We start from the raw sequence: 18,331 nt of genomic DNA, 5'->3' as shown, positions 1-18,331 counted from the left end.
TCCGGCTTTATTTTTAGCCGCTGACCTTCGCCAGCAACGCCAGCGCCTGCTGCCGGGTCTGCTCCATCTCCCGCTTCTGCTGCTCAAGCTGTGCCTGTTCCCGGCGTAACCGCGTCTCCTCGCGGCTGTCGGGGATCAGCACCAGACAGCCGTCCAGCACCTTCAGACTGACGCCCGTCCCCACCGCAAACCCCGCCTCAGCCAGCCACTTACCCGCAATGTTCACCTGCGGTGTGCTGCGGTCACCGCCTTTTGGACGGTAGCCCACAATACAGCGCCGTTCCGCTTTGGCAATCTTCCCTTCTGAAATACAATCGTGTTCAGCCATGATCAACTACTCCGTTTAGTTGCCTGTGGTTAGCGGGCTGGCGGTGCTTCAACACTTCCGGTCCGCGTTAAAAAATCGTTGTTACTCTCTCTTCTTCGTTGCCTGCCTCGCTGAATCCCAGCGACGGGTCTGGTACTTGATAATCAGGCTCTCCAGTACTTCCCGAACCACGTTCTGCTCTTCTTCGGGTAGCTGGACGATGGCCTCAAACTGCAATGAAAGCTCACCTTCTGGTACACGTTCGTGTGCATCAAATAACAAAAAGTCCGTGCTGACGTGCAGCGCCGTGGCGATCTTCTTCAGGATGTCGATGGAGGGCTGGGCCTGGCCGGTCTCGTACTTCTTCCAGCTGTTGGCATGGATGCCGACTGCATCGGCCATAGCCTGTTGTGACAGGCTGTGCTGCCTGCGTAACTCGAACAGTCGTTCAGATAGGGGCATGGGTAAGTACCAGTAAGTCGTGTTGCTCATGATTTTACCCCCTAATCTGAAACGCTCTTGACGAAAGTACATATATATGTACCATAATAAAACACACATATGGTATTGACAAGGTTTTATCAGGAGCAGTTCTATGGCACGCATCGCAGAAACGGAGTTACAGCACCTGAAGGCCGCCGTCTCTTTAGCCACCGTTGCGCAGGCGCAGGGGCGGCAGGTGTTTAAGCGCGGTAAAGACCTGGTGACGCGGTGTCCGTTCCACGAGGAGAAAACCCCCTCAATGGTGATCACGCTGGCGAAAAACCTCTACCACTGCTTCGGCTGCGACGCGGGCGGGTCGGTGCTGGACTGGCTGATGCACACCGAAAAGCTGAGTCTGCGCAAGGCGGTGGAGCGGCTGCGGGCGGAGCTGGGCGACAATCCCGCCGTTTTGCCGCTGGTCACAAAGGATGAACCGGCGCTGTTTGCGGAGGATGAGGCGGGCCGTCAGGCGCTGCTGGGGCGGGTGGTGGATTTTTACCATCACTCGCTGCTGAACGCGCCGGAGGCGGTGGCGTATCTGGAGAAGCGCCGCCTGAACCATCCTGAGCTGGTTGCGCAGTTCCGCCTGGGCTTCGCCAGCCGCACGCTGGGCTACCGCCTGCCGCCGAAATCGGTGCAGGCCGGAGCGAAGATCCGCGCCCGGTTGCAGGCGGCGGGCGTGCTGCGTGAGTCCGGGCACGAGCACTTCAGCGGTTCGCTGGTCGTGCCGGTTGTGGATCTGAACGGTCAGATCCGTGAGATGTACGGGCGCAAAATCACCGACAGGCTGCGCAAAGGCACGCCGCTGCACCTGTATCTGCCCGGCCCGCACGGCGGGGTGTGGAACGGGCAGGCGCTGGCTGCCTCGTCCGTGGTGATCCTGTGCGAGTCGCTGATCGACGCGATGTCGTTCTGGGTGGCGGGGTATCGCAACGTGACGGCGGCTTACGGGGTGAACGGCTTTACGGATGATCACCGCCGGGCCTTTGCAGAGCACGGGGTGAAGCAGGTGCTGATCGCGTATGACAACGACGCGGCGGGCAACGGTGCGGCGGTGAAGCTGGCGGCGGAGCTGGCCGGGATGCAGATCGACTGCTTCCGTATCGTGTTCCCCGCCGGAGTGGATGCGAATGCGTATCTGTGCCGGGTGTCGGAGGCGGAGGCGGCGTTCCGGCTGCTTGCTGAGTCGGCGCAGCCGGTGCGGGATGCGGTGCTGCCCGAAACGGTGGCGGTAAAGCCGGAGCAGGCTGGCAACGGGGTCACAGCAGCTTCTTCCTTAACGGCGGGCGTTGCTGCACAGCAGGCTGCTCCCGGCGTGGTGGCTGAGCGTGGAGACGTGGGCGAGGTGCTCATCAGCCTGGGGTCGCAGCAGTGGCGGGTGCGCGGGCTGGCGCAGGTGAAGCCGGGCGGCGGGGCGATGAAGCTGAACGTGCAGCTGCTGGACCGGGAAAGCGGTGCGGTGTTCGCGGACGGCGTGGACATGCTCAGTGCCCGCTCGCGTGCGGGGTATGCGCGGATGGCGGCGGCGGAGCTGGGGCTGGCGGAAGGTGAGGTGAGGCGGTCGCTGGGCCGGGTGCTGCTGGCGCTGGAGCAGTGGCAGGCGCAGCCGGAAGCGGAGAACAGCGGCGCGGAGATGACGGAGGCGGAACGTGATGATGCGCTGGCGCTGCTGCGTGACCCGCAGCTGTCTGAGCGGGTGACGGCAGACCTGGCGGCGTGCGGGGTGGTGGGCGAGCCGGTGAACCTGCTGGCGGCGTATCTGGCGGCGACCTCGCGTAAGCTGGAGCGTCCGCTGGCGGTGCTGGTGCAGTCGTCGAGCGCGGCAGGAAAATCCAGCCTGATGGATGCGGTGCTGAACCTGATGCCGGAGGAAGAGCGGATGCTGTACAGCGCGATGACCGGGCAGAGCCTGTTCTATCTGGGTGAAACGAACTTACAGCACAAAATACTGGCGATAGCTGAGGAGGAAGGGGTACGGCAGGCAGCCTATGCGCTGAAGCTGTTGCAGAGTGACGGCGAGCTGACGATAGCCTCAACGGGCAAGGACGAGTCGACGGGCAACCTGGTGACAAAGCAGTACAGGGTGAAAGGCCCGGTGATGCTGATGCTGACCACCACGGCCATTGACGTGGACGAGGAGCTGCTGAACCGCTGCCTGGTGCTGACGGTGAACGAGTCGCGGGCGCAGACGGAGGCGATACACGCGGCCCAGCGCCATGCGCAGACGCTGGAAGGGCTGCTGATGGTGAGTGAAAAAGCGCACGTCACGCGGCTGCACCAGAACGCACAGCGGCTGTTACGTCCGCTGAAGGTGGTCAATCCGTTCGCCCCGCAGCTGACCTTTATGAGCGATAAAACGCGCACCCGGCGCGACCATATGAAGTACCTGACGTTAATCCAGTCTGTCGCGCTGCTGCACCAGTATCAGCGGGAGGTGAAGCGGGTTGAGCATCGCGGGCAGGTACTGGAGTATATTGGTGTTGAGCGTGCCGATATCGTGCTGGCGAACCGTCTTGCGCATGAAATCCTGGGGCGGACGCTGGACGAGATGCCGCCGCAGACGCGCAGGCTGCTGATGCTGATACAGGCGTGGGTGAAGGAGAGCGGCCAGCCGCGTGGTGAATGGCTGTTCACGCGAAAGCAGCTGCGCGACGCGGTGCGGTGGGGCGACACGCAGCTGAAGGTCCACCTGTCCCGGCTGAGTGAACTGGAATACCTGCTGGTTCACCGTCGCGGACTGACGTTCCTGTATGAGCTGCTGTTCGACGGTGAAGGAGAGGGTGCGCACCTGTGCGGGCTTATCGACGTGCCGGACAGCGACCCGCCTGAGATGCAGTACGATGCCGCCCGGTCGGGGTCAGGGGGTAAGCGGCCGGCCCCCGGCCGGGCCTCGGTCGGTAGCCGGTCGGGAAAGCAAAAGCAGGCTTCAGCCCGCGCGGATAAAGGGCTGAACGGTAAAGCGGTCGGGGCAGATGAAAAAGCACCGTTCCGGCAGCAGGACAAAAGTCACACCGTAACCATACCGTCATCGTCACCTTTAACGCAGGATGCACACCATGACCCGGCCTCTTCCGCCCGACCCGACAACGCTTCACCTGAATGCTCACCCCTTCACGCTGCGCCGGCATGTTCTGATGTGGCTGGAAAGCCTGGACGGTGCGGGTTACAGCGCCCGGACGGTGGAGGGCTACCGTGAGCGGCTGCTGCCGTTCGTGACGTGGTGTGAAGAGCGGGGGCTGACGCAGGCGGCACAGGTGAGCCTGTCGGTACTGGAAGCCTATCAGCGCCATCTGCACGGTTACCGCAAGGCAGACGGCAAACCGCTGGCACAAGGGGGACAGCTTAACCGCCTGACGGCCATCAGGATGCTGTTCCGCTGGCTGCTGCAACGGCATCATATCCTGTACAACCCCGCCGAACAGATGATGCTGCCGAAAGCGGAGAAGCGATTACCATCGCAGATACTGAGCGAGGAAGAGACGGAAGCGGTGATGGACGCGCAGGACACGGAAACGTTAACCGGACTGCGAAACCGCGCCGTGCTGGAAATGCTGTGGAGCACGGGACTAAGACGTTCAGAGCTGGCCGGACTGATGCTGGCCGATGTTGACGTGGGGCGCGGGGTTCTGTTGGTACGACAGGGAAAGGGCAACAAAGACCGGGTGGTTCCGGTTGGCCTGCGGGCGCTGGTCTGGGTCCAGCGCTATCTGGATGCCGTGCGGCCAGGACTGACGGGCAGGCACGACAGCGGCTATCTGTTCGTGACGATATGGGGCAAACGGCTGGCCCGGTCAACGCTGACGATACTGGCGGGAAGCGCTATCCGTGAACAGGCGCGGCTGAAAAAAGCGGGGGCGTGTCATGTGTTCCGGCACTCAATGGCGACGCAGATGCTGGAGAACGGTGCGGACACGCGACACATCCAGGCTATCTTAGGCCATGAAAAGCTGGAAACCACACAAATATACACCAAAGTGGCTATCGGGCATCTGAAAGCGGTGCATGAGAAGACCCATCCGGCAGAGCGGAAACCGAAAACGCGACGCAGAAAGCGCAAGCCGGACAGCCCGAAAAAGTAGCTCAGAGCCTGTAAGCGGGTAGTGTTCCGTGGACAGGCGGAGCGCGCCGTCCGTGGCGCGCTCCGCCCTTCATCATGTTCAGCGAGCGCGGGGGTCAATGGCCGCCCGTCCGGCACCGGGCGGTGGGGTACTCTGCGGGTCAGTTGCCGGACGTGCGTCCATTAAACATAACGTGGGGGGATTACGCGAAACGGGCCGACGGAGCGGCCCACAACGCGTAACACGCATTATGTCGGCGCCGTTCAGCGCCGGGCGCTTCGCGTGCTGACCCGGGCCACGGCGTGCGGCTTGCCCCCGCGTTCAGCATCTTAGCGCGGTGCAGCGCACAGCTCACTGGCGTTCGCTCTGCTGTCAGCACTGGTGTGCGTCTTCAGCAGGTCGCCGCCGTCCCTGGCGGCTCCGGTGCGCATCTGTGGCAACGGTGCCGTGTGAAAGTGCGCCAGGTGGTGTTGTCGGCCTGCGGCCTCCGCTGAAGGGCGTTAATGCCCGCCCGCGCCCGCAGAACCCGCGCCGGAGCCGCAGCAAGCTGCGTCCCCGTCACGGGTTGCCGGGTAAAACCCCATCAGCGTGAGCGACTAATGACAGGTTGTGGCGTCGGAGGTATGGTGAACGGGCGCGAAAATGCGTGTCGGGAAAGTTGGGTTAACGTGTTGTTACTGTTGTAAAAGCTGCTCTTTAAAAACGCAGGCGTGACGCGGGTTGCCGGGTGTTAAAAAGTGTGACCATGCCGGGATCGTTCCGATGACCCGATAGGGCTGGCGGGGGGCTGAACGCGTATGCTTACGTACCGAATCCACTTAGTTGGATCGATCCGTTAGGTCTTAAATGCGGTGAGGTTAAGGAATTTGATATTGTGCCTTACCGCCCAAGTAATTCTCCTTTAGAAAACCATCACGGCGTACTTGATATTTGGATGTCAAAAAATGTTCCTTCATATGGTGGTAAATATCCTACTAATTCTCCAACTATTGCTTTATCTGCGGATAATCATGCAGCAACAAAAGCTACATATCGTGATTGGTTAAAACAAAAGACAGGTAAACCAGTTGGTGGGAAGGTTGATTGGTCTACTGTTAGTAATAGGGAAATGAAGAATCTTTCAGAAAAAATGTTTGATGCAGCTAACGTTCCTGCTGCAAGTCGTGATGCCTATTATCGAGCGGTAAACCAATATTTATATAATGGTTCTTTTGAATCTGTTATTTTTTGAGGTGGATAATATGAAGGAAATAGACTTATTACTTGACTTGTTTAATAAAGATAGCCGATGTGAAGTAATACCCCCGAATGGGAGTTTACCTACATTACCTGCCAGTACATTGAAATATCCTGATGATATTGTTTATTTTTACAGAAAATGTAATGGCGTAAGATTGTTTTGTGATGGTCATGCCATGATTTCATTTCGTATTTTATCAAAGGATGAAATATTGCAATCAAATCAAATTATTGTAGGCGAATCATGTGATGATGATATATCTTCCTCGTGGTATTTTATTGGAAAAACAGATAATAATGATTATTTGTCTATAGATCTATCTCTTGAGAGAAATGGACGTTGTTATGATAGTAATTATGAAATTCATGGAGTTGCTGGCAGTTGTCCAATCATAGCCCTTAGTTTCACGGAATTATTAACTGAACTATATAATTCAGGCGGTAATGATATTTACTGGAAGAATAAAGATCACGGTGATGCTTACGATTAATTAGATATTTAAGTCGGGTTAGAAAATGATCTCTACCCGGCCTTTATTATTTAACCCTCGTTAAGCACACTAAACATTCCGTCCTTAATCCCCTTCACCACCTGCTGCGCCTGATAAAGTTGTTCCCGTGCTTCCTGCAACTCGTTGCTGTGTTCCCGCACAGCAACGCCATGTTAAATCAGGATCAGCCTAATAACTGTTTTGAATCGGTATATAAGGTCTTAATACCTAAGGGAACAACTATATATGAAGGTCCAGTGGGTTATCAGGGAGGCGCTTATCTTGGTGGTCAGAATGTTACTCAAATATTCGTTGAACAGCCTTGGCAACTGAAAGGTGTTGGTATAATGGATAGTTGGCCGTTAAGGTGATGATATGTACAATAAAACATTGTCGAAAAATCTACTGGATAAACTCGAGGAATTAAAAGTCATCCTTATTAGAGAGAAAGAAGATAACTGGATTCGTGGCATTGACTCTATAATAGAAAAACTTGAATGGTCAATGAATAATAAATGCAATAATCCGGATTATTTTTTTTACAGTTCTTGTGATACATGGAAGATGATGGATAAGGGAAATGGTTCTTTCTCTGATTATTATATATGGAGGGATGATTTTGATGAAAGGTTCCAGTTAAACAAGATATATCAGGAGATAAAGGATGAAATATGGGATATTGTAAATAATAATTAACTTTAAGCCGGAAGCGATCTCCACGATCCTTCCGGCTTTATTTTTAGCCGCTGACCTTCGCCAGCAACGCCAGCGCCTGCTGCCGGGTCTGCTCCATCTCCCGCTTCTGCTGCTCAAGCTGTGCCTGTTCCCGGCGTAACCGCGTCTCCTCGCGGCTGTCGGGGATCAGCACCAGACAGCCATCCAGCACCTTCAGACTGACGCCCGTCCCCACCGCAAACCCCGCCTCAGCCAGCCACTTACCCGCAATGTTCACCTGCGGTGTGCTGCGGTCACCGCCTTTTGGACGGTAGCCCACAATACAGCGCCGTTCCGCTTTGGCAATCTTCCCTTCTGAAATACAATCGTGTTCAGCCATGATCAACTACTCCGTTTAGTTGCCTGTGGTTAGCGGGCTGGCGGTGCTTCAACACTTCCGGTCCGCGTTAAAAAACCGTTGTTACTCTCTCTTCTTCGTTGCCTGCCTCGCTGAATCCCAGCGACGGGTCTGGTACTTGATAATCAGGCTCTCCAGTACTTCCCGAACCACGTTCTGCTCTTCTTCGGGTAGCTGGACGATGGCCTCAAACTGCAATGAAAGCTCACCTTCTGGTACACGTTCGTGTGCATCAAATAACAAAAAGTCCGTGCTGACGTGCAGCGCCGTGGCGATCTTCTTCAGGATGTCGATGGAGGGCTGGGCCTGGCCGGTCTCGTACTTCTTCCAGCTGTTGGCATGGATGCCGACTGCATCGGCCATAGCCTGTTGTGACAGGCTGTGCTGCCTGCGTAACTCGAACAGTCGTTCAGATAGGGGCATGGGTAAGTACCAGTAAGTCGTGTTGCTCATGATTTTACCCCCTAATCTGAAACGCTCTTGACGAAAGTACATATATATGTACCATAATAAAACACACATATGGTATTGACAAGGTTTTATCAGGAGCAGTTCTATGGCACGCATCGCAGAAACGGAGTTACAGCACCTGAAGGCAGCCGTCTCTTTAGCCACCGTTGCGCAGGCGCAGGGGCGACAGGTGTTTAAGCGCGGTAAAGACCTGGTGACGCGGTGTCCGTTCCACGACGAGAAAACCCCCTCGATGGTGATCACGCCAGCGAAAAACCTCTACCACTGCTTCGGCTGCGACGCGGGCGGGTCGGTGCTGGACTGGCTGATGCACACTGAAAAGCTGAGTCTGCGTAAGGCGGTGGAGCGGCTGCGCGGCGAGCTGGGCGACAATCCCGCCGTTGCGCCGCTGGTCACAAAGGAGGAACCGGCCCTCTTCGCGGAGGATGAGGCGGGCCGTCAGGCGCTGCTGGGGCGGGTGGTGGATTTTTACCATCACTCGCTGCTGAACGCGCCGGAGGCGGTGGCGTATCTGGAGAAGCGCCGCCTTAACCATCCTGAACTGGTTGCGCAGTTCCGCCTGGGCTTCGCCAGCCGCACGCTGGCCTACCGCCTGCCGCCGAAATCGGTGCAGGCCGGGGCAAAGATCCGCGCCCGGTTGCAGGCGGCGGGCGTGCTGCGTGAGTCCGGTCATGAGCATTTTACCGGTTCGCTGGTTGTGCCGGTTGTGGATCTGAACGGTCAGATCCGGGAGATGTACGGACGCAAAATCACCGACAGGCTGCGCAAAGGCACGCCGCTGCACCTGTATCTGCCCGGCCCGCACGCGGGCGTGTGGAATGAGGTGGCGCTGGTCGGCTCAAGGACGGTGATCCTGTGCGAGTCGCTGATCGACGCGATGTCGTTCTGGGTGGCGGGGCTGCGCAACGTCACGGCGGCGTATGGGGTGAATGGCGTCACTGACGAGATGCGGCAGGCGTTCCGCGCCCACGGTGTGAAGCAGGTGCTGATCGCCTTCGACAACGATCCGGCGGGCAATGAGGCGGCGGTCAGGCTGGCTTCTTCGTTAGCCGCCGACGGCATCGCGCCGTTCCGGGTGGCGTTCCCGGCGGGGATGGATGCGAATGAATATCTGTGCCAGGTGGCGGAGCCGGAAACCGCCTTTACCCTGCTGATAGACGGCGCGGTGGCGATGGGTGACGCGGCAGCGGTGGAGGCCGTCAGCCCGGCGATCCCCGCGTCGCAGCCTGCAACAGTTTTACCCTTAGCTGCTGATGTGGCCGCCGTGCAGGCGGCTGTGTCACCCGCGCCGGGCGTGGTGGTTGAGGCGTTGCCGGGCGGCGATCTGCAACTGGACATTGACGGCCAGCGCTGGCAGATCCGCGGCTTCGTCCATGTGAAAACCGGATCGGGCATGATGAAGGTAAACGCGCAGGTTGTGGACACGGATAGCGGGGTGATGTTCGCCGACAGCGTGGACATGATGAGCGCCCGCTCGCGTTCCGGCTATGCGCGGACGGCAGCGGCGGAACTGGGGCTGGCGGAGGGTGATCTGCGTCGCAGCTTAGGTAAAGTGCTGCTGGCGCTGGAGCACTGGCAGGTACAGCCGGAAGCGGAGAACGCCGTACCAGAGATGAGCGACGCGCAGCGCGATGAGGCGCTGGCGCTGCTACGCGCGCCGGATCTTGCCGGACGTATCGCATCGGATATGGTGGCGTGCGGCGTGGTGGGTGAATCGACCAATCTGTTAGCCGCTTATCTTGCCGCCGTGTCGCGCAGGCTGGAGAAACCGCTGGCCGTGCTGATCCAGTCGTCGAGCGCGGCGGGCAAGTCCAGCTTAATGGATGCGGTGCTGAACCTGATCCCGGAGGAAGAGCGGATGCTGTACAGCGCGATGACCGGGCAGAGCCTGTTCTATCTGGGTGAAACGAACTTACAGCACAAAATACTGGCGATAGCTGAGGAGGAAGGGGTACGGCAGGCAGCCTATGCGCTGAAGCTGTTGCAGAGTGACGGCGAGCTGACGATAGCCTCAACGGGCAAGGACGAGTCGACGGGCAACCTGGTGACAAAGCAGTACAGGGTGAAAGGCCCGGTGATGCTGATGCTGACCACCACGGCCATTGACGTGGACGAGGAGCTGCTGAACCGCTGCCTGGTGCTGACGGTGAACGAGTCGCGGGCGCAGACGGAGGCGATACACGCGGCCCAGCGCCATGCGCAGACGCTGGAAGGGCTGCTGATGGTGAGTGAAAAAGCGCACGTCACGCGGCTGCACCAGAACGCACAGCGGCTGTTACGTCCGCTGAAGGTGGTCAATCCGTTCGCCCCGCAGCTGACCTTTATGAGCGATAAAACGCGCACCCGGCGCGACCATATGAAATATCTCACCCTGATCCAGTCAATCGCGCTGCTGCACCAGTACCAGCGGGAGGTGAAACGCGTGGAACATCGCGGGCAGATAGTCGAGTACATCGAGGTTCAGCGGGACGATATCGCGCTCGCCAATCAACTGGCGCATGAGATCTTAGGCCGCACGCTGCGATGCTGTTCACCCGCAGGCAGTTGCGCGATGCGGTGCAGTGGGGCGATACCCAGCTTAAGAACCACCTCGCGCGGCTGGCTGAAATGGAGTACCTGCTGGTTCACCGTCGCGGGCTGACGTTCTGCTATGAACTGCTGTTTGACGGCGACGGCAGCGCAGACGGGGCGCACCTGTGCGGGCTGATCGACGTGCCGGAAGCGGAGAAGAAACCGGAGTACGATCCGCGCCGGTCGGGGGTGGCGGCGTCCCGGTCGGCGTTCAGGGGGCTGAAAACCCCGGCAGAGTGCGCCAAATAAGGCCCGGAGCCGCAAGCGGTCGGGCTGTAATAAAACCACTGTTCCATCCTCTCTTCTTATCTTCATCGTACTGTACCCCAATCAGGACAATCCTCATGACAAAACCGATCCCTCCCTCGGCGGGAGAGCTTTATCTTAGCCGTCAGACCCCGAACACCACGCAGCGCCAGCATGTGATCGCGTGGCTCGCGCACCTTGACGCGCAGGGCTACAGCCCGCGCAGCACCGAAGGTTACCGTGAGCGGCGGCTGCCGTTCGTGACGTGGTGCGAAGAACGCGGGCTACTGTACGCAGCGCAGGTGAGCCTTGAGGTGCTGGAAAGCTACCAGCGATATCTGCGCAGCTACCGCAAGGCAGACGGTCAGCCGCTGGTTGTGGGCGGGCAGCTAAACCGCCTGAGCGCGATCAGGAACTGCTGGCGCTGGCTGCTGAAACGGCACGTTATCCTCTACAACCCCGCCGACCTGCTGAACTGCCAAAGGCCTCAAAACTGAGGCCGGCCTTAATCAGTTTTCCCGCATGCTCACGAAGCTGACCGTTGAAACGGCACTCAATGCAGAACTGACTGACCACCTCGGGCATGAGAAAAATGCCCCTAAAACCGGCACCAATACCCGCAACGGCTACTCTTCGAAAACGCTGCTGTGCAACGACGGTGAAATCGGGCTAAACACGCCGCGCGACCGGGAAAATACCTTTGAACCCCTGCTGATTAAGAAGAATCAGACGCGTATCGCGCAGATGGACAGCCAGATTTTATCCTTGTATGCCAAAGGCATGACCACGCGGGAAATCGTCGATACGTTCAAAGAGATGTACGATGCTGATGTGTCACCGCCCCTGATATCAAAAGTCACGGATGCCGTTAAAGAGCAGGTCGCCGAATGGCGGCGTGATTAACAAAGCGGTGTTCCTGGCACCGGGCATCAATACCGAAGGCCGGAAAGAGCTTCCGGGGATGTGGCTGGCTGAAAATGAAGGTGCAAAGTTCTGGCTGAACGTGCTGACGGAACTTAAAAATCGCGGCCTTCAGGACATCCTGATTGCCTGCGTGGATGGCCTGAAGGGCTTCCCGGATGCGATAAACAGCGCCTATCCGCAGACTCACATCCAGCTGTGCACCATCCGCATGGTGCGTAACCGCCTGAAATACGTGGCGTGGAAGGACTACAAAGCGGTCACGGGCGGGCTGAAAACCGTTTATCAGGCACCAACAGAAGCGGCCGCACGGATGGCGCTGGCTGCGTTCGCCGAAGAATGGGATGACAAATATCCACAAATCAGCAAAAGCTGGCGTGCGCACGGGGAAAACCTCAATACGTTCTTCGGCTATCCGTCTGACATCCGAAAAGCTATCTACACCACGAATGCCATTGAGTCGCTGAACAGCGTGATCCGTGCCGCCATTAAGAAACGCAAGGTATTCCCGACGGATGACTCAGTGCGAAAGGTTATTTACCTGGCAATCCAGTCGGCATCGAAAAAATGGAGTATGCCGATCCAGAACTGTCGGCTGGCGATGAGCCGCTTTATTATTGAGTTCGGTGACCGCCTGAGCGTTCACCTTTGACGTGGTGGCAGTTACACAGAATTATTTACAGGGTCGCCGCCTCGCTGGAGGAACAGGCAGCCCGACCCTGTAAACCTAGTTTTCAACTCAATAGTAAAAAGCCACCTGCATAGCAGGTGGCTTTGACACCGCCCCCTAAAAGGGGGCTTAAACTGTACTAGCTCAGACCTGATCTGACAGTTCCCGGTTATTTATACAGGTGTCTGTCAGATTACATCCGGTTCAGATCCTTTTCTGCACAGACACGTTTTCCATCAGGTAACCTGGCCACTGGCGTTCGCCCGCAGCACATTTTTCCCTGATGAGTTCGCTCATTATTGTCATGCCACAACCCGTTGTCCAGATCTGCCTGCAGGCTCTCCAGGTCCCCATATCACTTCTTGCGGAACGTAACCTGATAAAAATCCTGCAAAATCGTTTTATGGAAGCGCTCGCAGATGCCGTTGGTCTGTGGGGACATCGCCTTCGTTTTTGTATGGGCGATATCGTTGATGGTCAGATAAAGCTGGTAATCATGCTGCTCCACCTTACCACAGTACTCCGTTCCCCTGTCGGTCAGTCTTCTCAGCATCGGCAGCCCCTGAGCCTCACAGAACGGCAGTACCCGATCATTTAGCAGGCCGGCGGCGGTGTTCGGCGTTTTACTCGTATACCGCTTGCAGTGCGCCACTTTCGGGTACGTATCCACGAACGTCTGCGGGCAGATACGGCCCACACCTTTCAGATCGCCAGCACAGAAGGTGTCCTGCGACCCGGGATAGCCCGGGTGAGCGGTCTCGATTTCGCCGCTGGCCTCATCATCATGCGCCTTTTTCTCCAGCGCGGCGATTGGGGCACCGGTAAGCACGATACCTTCTCTGGCGAACTTTTCCTCAGGTGCCTTCAGGCGTTTACGGAAGCTCTCCAGGTCGTGTCGCTGCCAGATGGCGCGCACGCCGCTGCCGGAGGTAAACACGCCTTTTTTACGCAGCTCATCACTGGTCCTGTGCTGCCCGGGGGCCGGGAACTCAACGGCGTACTCAACAACCGCGCGTTCAGTGGCTTCGTCGGCGCGGTTCGTCAGGTTGGGAACCCGGCGGTTCTGGTTAACCAGCGCGTCAATGCCGCCTTCTTCGTCAGCTCCTGATAACGGTAGAAGGTGTCGCGTGACACGCCCGTGCTCTTGCAGGCTGTTGAGACGTTACCGGGTTATTCGGCGAGATTGAGCAGGCCGGCTTTGTGTTTGATGATGGGATTGTGAGTATGGAGCATGAGGGTGACCTCGCGTTTTGTTTAAGGTTTCGACACCCATATCAAAACCTGTAACTCTCAATCTTTCAGGGTCCGGTGTCAGATTACGTCGCGACGAATACACATTAATGGGTGTGCGGAACTCTCTGCATACTCCAGCACCGTCATTTTGCCCACCCTACCATTCTGTAGCTTATCCTTTCCGATCTGCTCCACTGGCGACCCTGCAAGGTCGCCTTTGTGTTATTTAGCACCAGAAGTACCTCCCCCGAAGTTAATCGGCAACTGACTCAGGTTTTTAACCAGATATTCCGCTCTCTCCAGTAGAACCAAATCATCCTGACGTTTTCTCAGGCGAAGACCTGCATCACTCGAATCCTCATCGGAGAACTGACGAGCGGAAGCAACAATATGCTGAAGTTCATTGATGGTATGGACTAAATATTCCCCTTTCTGACGATCCAATTCTTCCATGTAGTCATATACTGCCGCCTGAAGTTCGTAGCTGTAGCTCATTGCCATCAGGCAGGCTTCCCTTTTGGGGAAATTACAAATATCCCTTTCTACTTTTCCACCCGTGCCATTTATATATGTGTCAGTTGCAAAATTTTTTGCAGCTGCATCACCCAGGACTTTAGGAACCTTATTCATAAAGCTTCAGTGTTCCAGCTTACGGTATTGCTTGCAGGGAAATTTAAGACCTTCCGCCCCGGCTTTTGATTTCCGATCGGCATTTATGTAATCGACCATTTCAAGGCTACTCATCGTTGGTACTGAATTATCAATCAGGCTGTTTTCAGAGTGATCGAATTCCTGCCCCGCAAGGGCATTTAATTTTTTCATCGTTGATTACCTGTATTTAATTATGCGGATTTGCGGCTGTAGGGGTTATTGATGTTCTCGACTGACGGAGGGTTACGCACCCACCAGAGAATATCGCTCAACAACCAGGAAACAGAATTACGCCCCATCGGCGCACGTTTCGGAAATGCGCCCTCCTGCTCAAGCTGCCAGCGGCGGGAGCGTGATAAACCACTACGGTTTCCACACACCGCTTCTCTGATACGTCTGTCATAAGATTCATTATTATCTTTCAGTATCTGGATTCTTTGTTCAGGGGTAGGATAAATAAACTCTTTCATTCTAAATACTCCAAATAAAAAGCCACCTGCATAGCAGGTGGCTTTGACACCGCCCCCTAAAAGGGGGCTTAAACACCACCTTTCCAGTCCGAGCTGTATTTGCCTTTCTTCTTCCTCTTTGGCAACTTTGTCCTGGTACCGCACATACCTTCGAATTACTTCTTCTTTTGCACCCACCGAATCCACAAAATACCCTCTTTGCCAAAAGTGGTTACACCAAAGCTTGTGCTTCCTGAGATAAGGAAACTTCTCGAACAGCCTGATGGCCGTTCGCCCTTTCACAAATCCCATCAACTCAGAAACACTCAAGCCAGGCGGCGTCCTCACCACCAGATGCATATGATATATCTCCACATTTAGCTCAACTACTGTGCATTTTTTCATATTGCTGTAAATGTAGATGCTGCGGTAAACCTCTTTACCGAGATTACCTTTGAGGATTTTGTATCTGTACTTCGGTGTCCATACAAGATGATACTGACAGCGATAGAATACGTGGGAAGCGGATTCATATCTGCTCATGCTATTTACTCCTTGATTTGCTGGTAACAAACCGGGGCAGTATTTAGCATGGGCATTCTACCGGCAAAGCCCCACATGAACGATCACCACCTCCACAGGAGGTGGTTTAGTGTTGATAACAAAGTGTCGGCAGATTTACGAAGTTTTGCGACGTTCGGCGTGTAAAGATTGCTCGTGTTACGCTGCCCCTGCCGACGACTTTTTCTTGTGAGCCAGCCGTTTTTCTCTAGCTCACCAATCAGCGTAATAACCGTACTGCACCCTGCGCCAATCTGGCGGGCAATGGTTTCAATGCCATACCATGACACACCTGTAGTGGCACACTGAATTTGGCCACCTGAGTTGAGGTGATATGCTCACCTCAAAATTTCACAGGTGAACCAATGAGCAAGGTATTTACTGCTGAATTTAAACTTGAAGCGGCAATGCGGGGCCTCGACCAGCACTACACACACGGTGAAGCTGCTAAGGCGATGAATGTCAGTCTTTCTGCCATCAACCGGTGGGTAAAATCGTTACGTCTGCAGCGTCAGGGAAAAAAACATCGGGGCTGCCTGTCACTCCTGAGCAAACTGAACTCAGGGAAATGAGAAAACGTATACAGCGCCTTGAAATGGAAAACGAAATCCTAAAAAAGGCTACAGCGCTCTTGATGTCGGACTCCCTCAACAGTTCTCGATAATCGACAGTCTGAGGGCGCAGTACCCGGTTGCCTCATTGTGCCGACTGTTCGGTGTTCACCGCAGCAGTTATCGCTACACACGTAAAAACAGTACTGAGCCTGATGCTGACCGTGCCGTTAAACGCCGTCTGGTCAGCGAGGTCTGGAACGCCAGTGGGGGTTCCGCCTGTGCCAGAAGTATCGCCACGATGGTCACGACAAAGGGCGTACAACTCGGTCGATGGCTGGCTGGTCGACTGATGAAAGAGCTGGGTATCACCAGTTGTCAGATACCGGGGCATAAATACAAACGTGGGGGCAATGAGCATGTTGAAATCCCGAATCTTCTTGCCCGGCAGTTTGCAGTGACAGAACCGAATCAGGTCTGGTGCGGTGATGTGACCTACATCTGGACGGGCAAACGGTGGGCTTATCTGGCCGTGGTGCTGGCTCTGTTTGCCCGTAAACCGGTGGGCTGGGCGCTGTCGTACTCACCAGACTCAGACCTCACTATAAAAGCACTTCAGATGGCATGGGAGCTACGGGGGCGGCCATCAGGCGTGATGTTCCGGGAGTCATTATACCAGTCGTCAGTACCGACAGATGCTGTGGGGCTACCGGAGCACACAGAGCATGAGTCGCCGGGGAAACTGCCGGGATAACAGTCCGATGGAGCGGTTCTTCCGTAGACTGAAGAGTGAATGGGTACCAACGACGGGCTACGAAAGCTTAGGGGAAGCACGGTTATCGATAATCCGATATATCACGGGGTACTACAGTGCTCTCAGGCCTCACTGGAATAACGGCGGCTTAACGCCAAATGAATCAGAGCGGCTGTTCCACGAACAGTCAGGTCGTGTGGCCAAAATTAGTTGACCACTACAACCATCGTCATTAGAAAAGTCCGCAAATCGGGCCATGATCAGAAGTTTTGTGCCTTTCACGCCATTCGCAGCGTAACCATCCCAGACGTATGAGGACAATTTAACGCTCATGCTGCCCCCTCCCCTTGTATGTAATAGACATATGGTGGTTAGCTACCATCACATGAAGCGGAGTGAGCTTGTCCCCTCCCGGAATGGCGAGAACCTTGATTGGCAGAAAAAGCCCTCCGCTTCACCTTTCACGCCAGCATTAACATTCAACGGTTGCCAGGAGCGATGACTCTGCATGTACGAGGGTAATAGGCGTGATGGTTCAGTGAAAGGAGAAAACATCTATGTTTCAGTTCGGTATCGATGTCAGCAAGAAAACCCTGGATTTATGTCTGCTGCGGGAAGGTGTCAAAGGCAAGGTAAAAACCCGCAAGCTTAAAAACGATTTCAATGCAGCCGATGCCGTGATCGGCTGGCTCAGTAAACAGCACTGTGAACCTGCCAATGTCCATATCATCATGGAGGCCACCGGGGTTTATCATGAATCGCTTGCATACGGCCTCTACAAGGCCGGAGCTAAAGTTTCGCTCGCCAACCCACATCGCAGCAGAGAATTTGCGCGTGGCATGGACATTCTGACAAAAAACGACCAGGTTGATGCTTATATGCTCGCCTGCTACGGTGCACTTAAGGTGCCGGAACCGTGGGTCCCCCCGCCTGAGAATGTCCGCCATCTCAGCGCACTTCTCCGCCGACGTGATGCACCTGTCACCGACAGCACCCGCGAAAAAAACAGGCTGGAAAAATGTCGGGCAACGGACACACCTCTTGCTGTCACTGAATCCATCGAAAATGTGCTTCGTAACCTGAGCGCAGAGCCTGAGCATCTGGACGCTCTGATCCTGACCCACCTCGACCAGCATCCTGAATTAAAAAAGGATTTTGACCTGCTGACATCAATAAAATCCGTGGGTTATCAGTTAGGTCTGAATATGCTGGTTATCCTGCGGGGTCATCATTTCGATACAGCAGAGCAGGTTGCTGCATTTCTGGGCGTGGTCCGTGTTGAAAAATACTCCGGCACATCGGTCAGAGGGAAACCGAAATTATCCAAAATCGGCCCGCCGGAAATCCGCGCGAAACTGTATCTGGCTTCGTTGTGTGGCCTGAGATTTAACCCGGTGATGAAAGCGATGTATGAGCGGTTATGCCTGCGTGGCAAGGCAAAAATGTGTGCCATTGGCGCACTGATGCGGAAACTCGTCCACTGGTGCTATGGCGTTCTGAAAACACAAAAGCCGTTCGATGCTGAATACCTGTCTTCAGATGCGCGTAGCGCATGTAAGGCGGCATAACGTTGTTTTATATGACTCTGTAGTTAACCCGCCGA

Annotated in this window: 14 protein-coding genes and 8 pseudogenes; 12 read left to right on the top strand and 10 right to left on the bottom strand. The window is 55.7% G+C overall.

The genetic code is table 11. The features are described 5' to 3' along the window. Positions 1-13: 13 nt before the first annotated feature. Both LU633_RS20260 and LU633_RS20255 read right to left on the bottom strand, forming a co-directional pair. Positions 14-328: a SymE family type I addiction module toxin gene (locus LU633_RS20260; protein WP_046372058.1), complete on the bottom strand. Its 315-nt coding sequence runs from the start codon at positions 326-328 to the stop codon at positions 14-16. A gap of 81 nt (positions 329-409) precedes the next feature. Then, positions 410-769 (bottom strand): helix-turn-helix domain-containing protein, encoded by a 360-nt coding sequence (locus LU633_RS20255; protein ID WP_046372298.1) that lies wholly within the window; start codon positions 767-769, stop codon positions 410-412. 133 nt (positions 770-902) lie between these two features. Between LU633_RS20255 and LU633_RS20250 the strand changes: the two genes are divergently transcribed. The 7 genes from LU633_RS20250 to LU633_RS20220 all read left to right on the top strand — a co-directional run bounded on the left by LU633_RS20250 (position 903) and on the right by LU633_RS20220 (position 7,274). Then, complete coding sequence (locus LU633_RS20250; protein ID WP_233481946.1) at positions 903-3,986, top strand: CHC2 zinc finger domain-containing protein; 3,084 nt, start codon at positions 903-905, stop codon at positions 3,984-3,986. Then, positions 3,886-4,869: a site-specific tyrosine recombinase XerC gene (xerC, locus tag LU633_RS20245; RefSeq protein ID WP_233482032.1), complete on the top strand. Its 984-nt coding sequence runs from the start codon at positions 3,886-3,888 to the stop codon at positions 4,867-4,869. The genes LU633_RS20250 and xerC overlap by 101 nt, the downstream gene beginning before the upstream one ends. A gap of 52 nt (positions 4,870-4,921) precedes the next feature. Continuing rightward, positions 4,922-5,137, top strand: a complete 216-nt coding sequence (locus LU633_RS20240; protein WP_152664201.1) for a hypothetical protein — start codon at positions 4,922-4,924, stop codon at positions 5,135-5,137. A 144-nt stretch (positions 5,138-5,281) separates the two neighbouring features. Continuing rightward, positions 5,282-5,440 carry a hypothetical protein gene (locus LU633_RS20235; RefSeq protein ID WP_157275229.1) on the top strand — a complete coding sequence of 53 codons (159 nt, stop codon included), beginning with the start codon at positions 5,282-5,284 and terminating at the stop codon, positions 5,438-5,440. Between the two features lie 282 nt (positions 5,441-5,722). Beyond that, positions 5,723-6,079: a hypothetical protein gene (locus tag LU633_RS20230; RefSeq protein WP_200896933.1), complete on the top strand. Its 357-nt coding sequence runs from the start codon at positions 5,723-5,725 to the stop codon at positions 6,077-6,079. A 10-nt stretch (positions 6,080-6,089) separates the two neighbouring features. After that, positions 6,090-6,578 carry an SMI1/KNR4 family protein gene (locus LU633_RS20225; protein ID WP_016191092.1) on the top strand — a complete coding sequence of 163 codons (489 nt, stop codon included), beginning with the start codon at positions 6,090-6,092 and terminating at the stop codon, positions 6,576-6,578. Between the two features lie 375 nt (positions 6,579-6,953). Then, positions 6,954-7,274 carry a hypothetical protein gene (locus LU633_RS20220; RefSeq protein ID WP_016191094.1) on the top strand — a complete coding sequence of 107 codons (321 nt, stop codon included), beginning with the start codon at positions 6,954-6,956 and terminating at the stop codon, positions 7,272-7,274. A gap of 43 nt (positions 7,275-7,317) precedes the next feature. On the opposite strand, the gene LU633_RS20215 is transcribed toward LU633_RS20220, so the two are convergent. Continuing rightward, the gene (locus tag LU633_RS20215) at positions 7,318-7,632 is read right to left on the bottom strand and encodes a SymE family type I addiction module toxin (RefSeq protein ID WP_046372058.1); all 315 of its coding nucleotides are present in this window, start codon (positions 7,630-7,632) and stop codon (positions 7,318-7,320) included. A gap of 81 nt (positions 7,633-7,713) precedes the next feature. Continuing rightward, a complete protein-coding gene (locus LU633_RS20210; RefSeq protein WP_046372298.1) occupies positions 7,714-8,073 on the bottom strand; it encodes a helix-turn-helix domain-containing protein in 360 nt (119 codons plus the stop codon). 133 nt (positions 8,074-8,206) lie between these two features. Between LU633_RS20210 and LU633_RS20205 the strand changes: the two are divergent. The 3 genes and pseudogenes from LU633_RS20205 to LU633_RS20195 form a co-directional block, all read left to right on the top strand. Then, a pseudogene (locus LU633_RS20205) lies at positions 8,207-10,941 on the top strand (CHC2 zinc finger domain-containing protein). Between the two features lie 95 nt (positions 10,942-11,036). Next, positions 11,037-11,435, top strand: coding sequence for a site-specific integrase (locus LU633_RS20200; protein ID WP_052734709.1), 399 nt, complete (start codon positions 11,037-11,039; stop codon positions 11,433-11,435). Further along, positions 11,416-12,511, top strand: a pseudogene (locus tag LU633_RS20195) (IS256 family transposase); the annotation flags it as partial. The gene LU633_RS20200 and the pseudogene LU633_RS20195, both read left to right, overlap by 20 nt. 211 nt (positions 12,512-12,722) lie before the next feature. Here LU633_RS20195 and LU633_RS20190 read toward each other — a convergent pair. The 5 genes and pseudogenes from LU633_RS20190 to LU633_RS20170 all read right to left on the bottom strand — a co-directional run. Beyond that, a pseudogene (locus LU633_RS20190) lies at positions 12,723-13,762 on the bottom strand (IS481 family transposase). A 222-nt stretch (positions 13,763-13,984) separates the two neighbouring features. Then, positions 13,985-14,584 (bottom strand): annotated as a pseudogene (locus LU633_RS20185) (Rha family transcriptional regulator). 20 nt (positions 14,585-14,604) lie between these two features. After that, positions 14,605-14,883: an AlpA family phage regulatory protein gene (locus LU633_RS20180; protein ID WP_087949697.1), complete on the bottom strand. Its 279-nt coding sequence runs from the start codon at positions 14,881-14,883 to the stop codon at positions 14,605-14,607. 81 nt (positions 14,884-14,964) lie between these two features. Further along, positions 14,965-15,405: pseudogene (tnpA, locus tag LU633_RS20175) on the bottom strand (IS200/IS605 family transposase); the annotation flags it as partial. A 113-nt stretch (positions 15,406-15,518) separates the two neighbouring features. Continuing rightward, positions 15,519-15,716 (bottom strand): annotated as a pseudogene (locus LU633_RS20170) (conserved phage C-terminal domain-containing protein); the annotation flags it as partial. A 72-nt stretch (positions 15,717-15,788) separates the two neighbouring features. On the opposite strand from LU633_RS20170, the pseudogene LU633_RS20165 reads away from it, so the two are divergent. Further along, a pseudogene (locus LU633_RS20165) lies at positions 15,789-16,942 on the top strand (IS3 family transposase). 2 nt (positions 16,943-16,944) lie between these two features. Here LU633_RS20165 and LU633_RS20160 read toward each other — a convergent pair. After that, positions 16,945-17,061: pseudogene (locus tag LU633_RS20160) on the bottom strand (conserved phage C-terminal domain-containing protein); the annotation flags it as partial. A gap of 224 nt (positions 17,062-17,285) precedes the next feature. Here LU633_RS20160 and LU633_RS20155 point away from each other — a divergent pair. Then, a complete protein-coding gene (locus LU633_RS20155; RefSeq protein ID WP_046372055.1) occupies positions 17,286-18,296 on the top strand; it encodes an IS110 family RNA-guided transposase in 1,011 nt (336 codons plus the stop codon). Positions 18,297-18,331 lie beyond the last annotated feature (35 nt).

This window comes from Erwinia tracheiphila (assembly GCF_021365465.1).
Taxonomy (GTDB): domain Bacteria; phylum Pseudomonadota; class Gammaproteobacteria; order Enterobacterales; family Enterobacteriaceae; genus Erwinia; species Erwinia tracheiphila.
The sequence above is the reverse complement of the archived record's forward strand: the minus strand, read 5'-3'. Positions and strand labels throughout refer to the sequence as shown.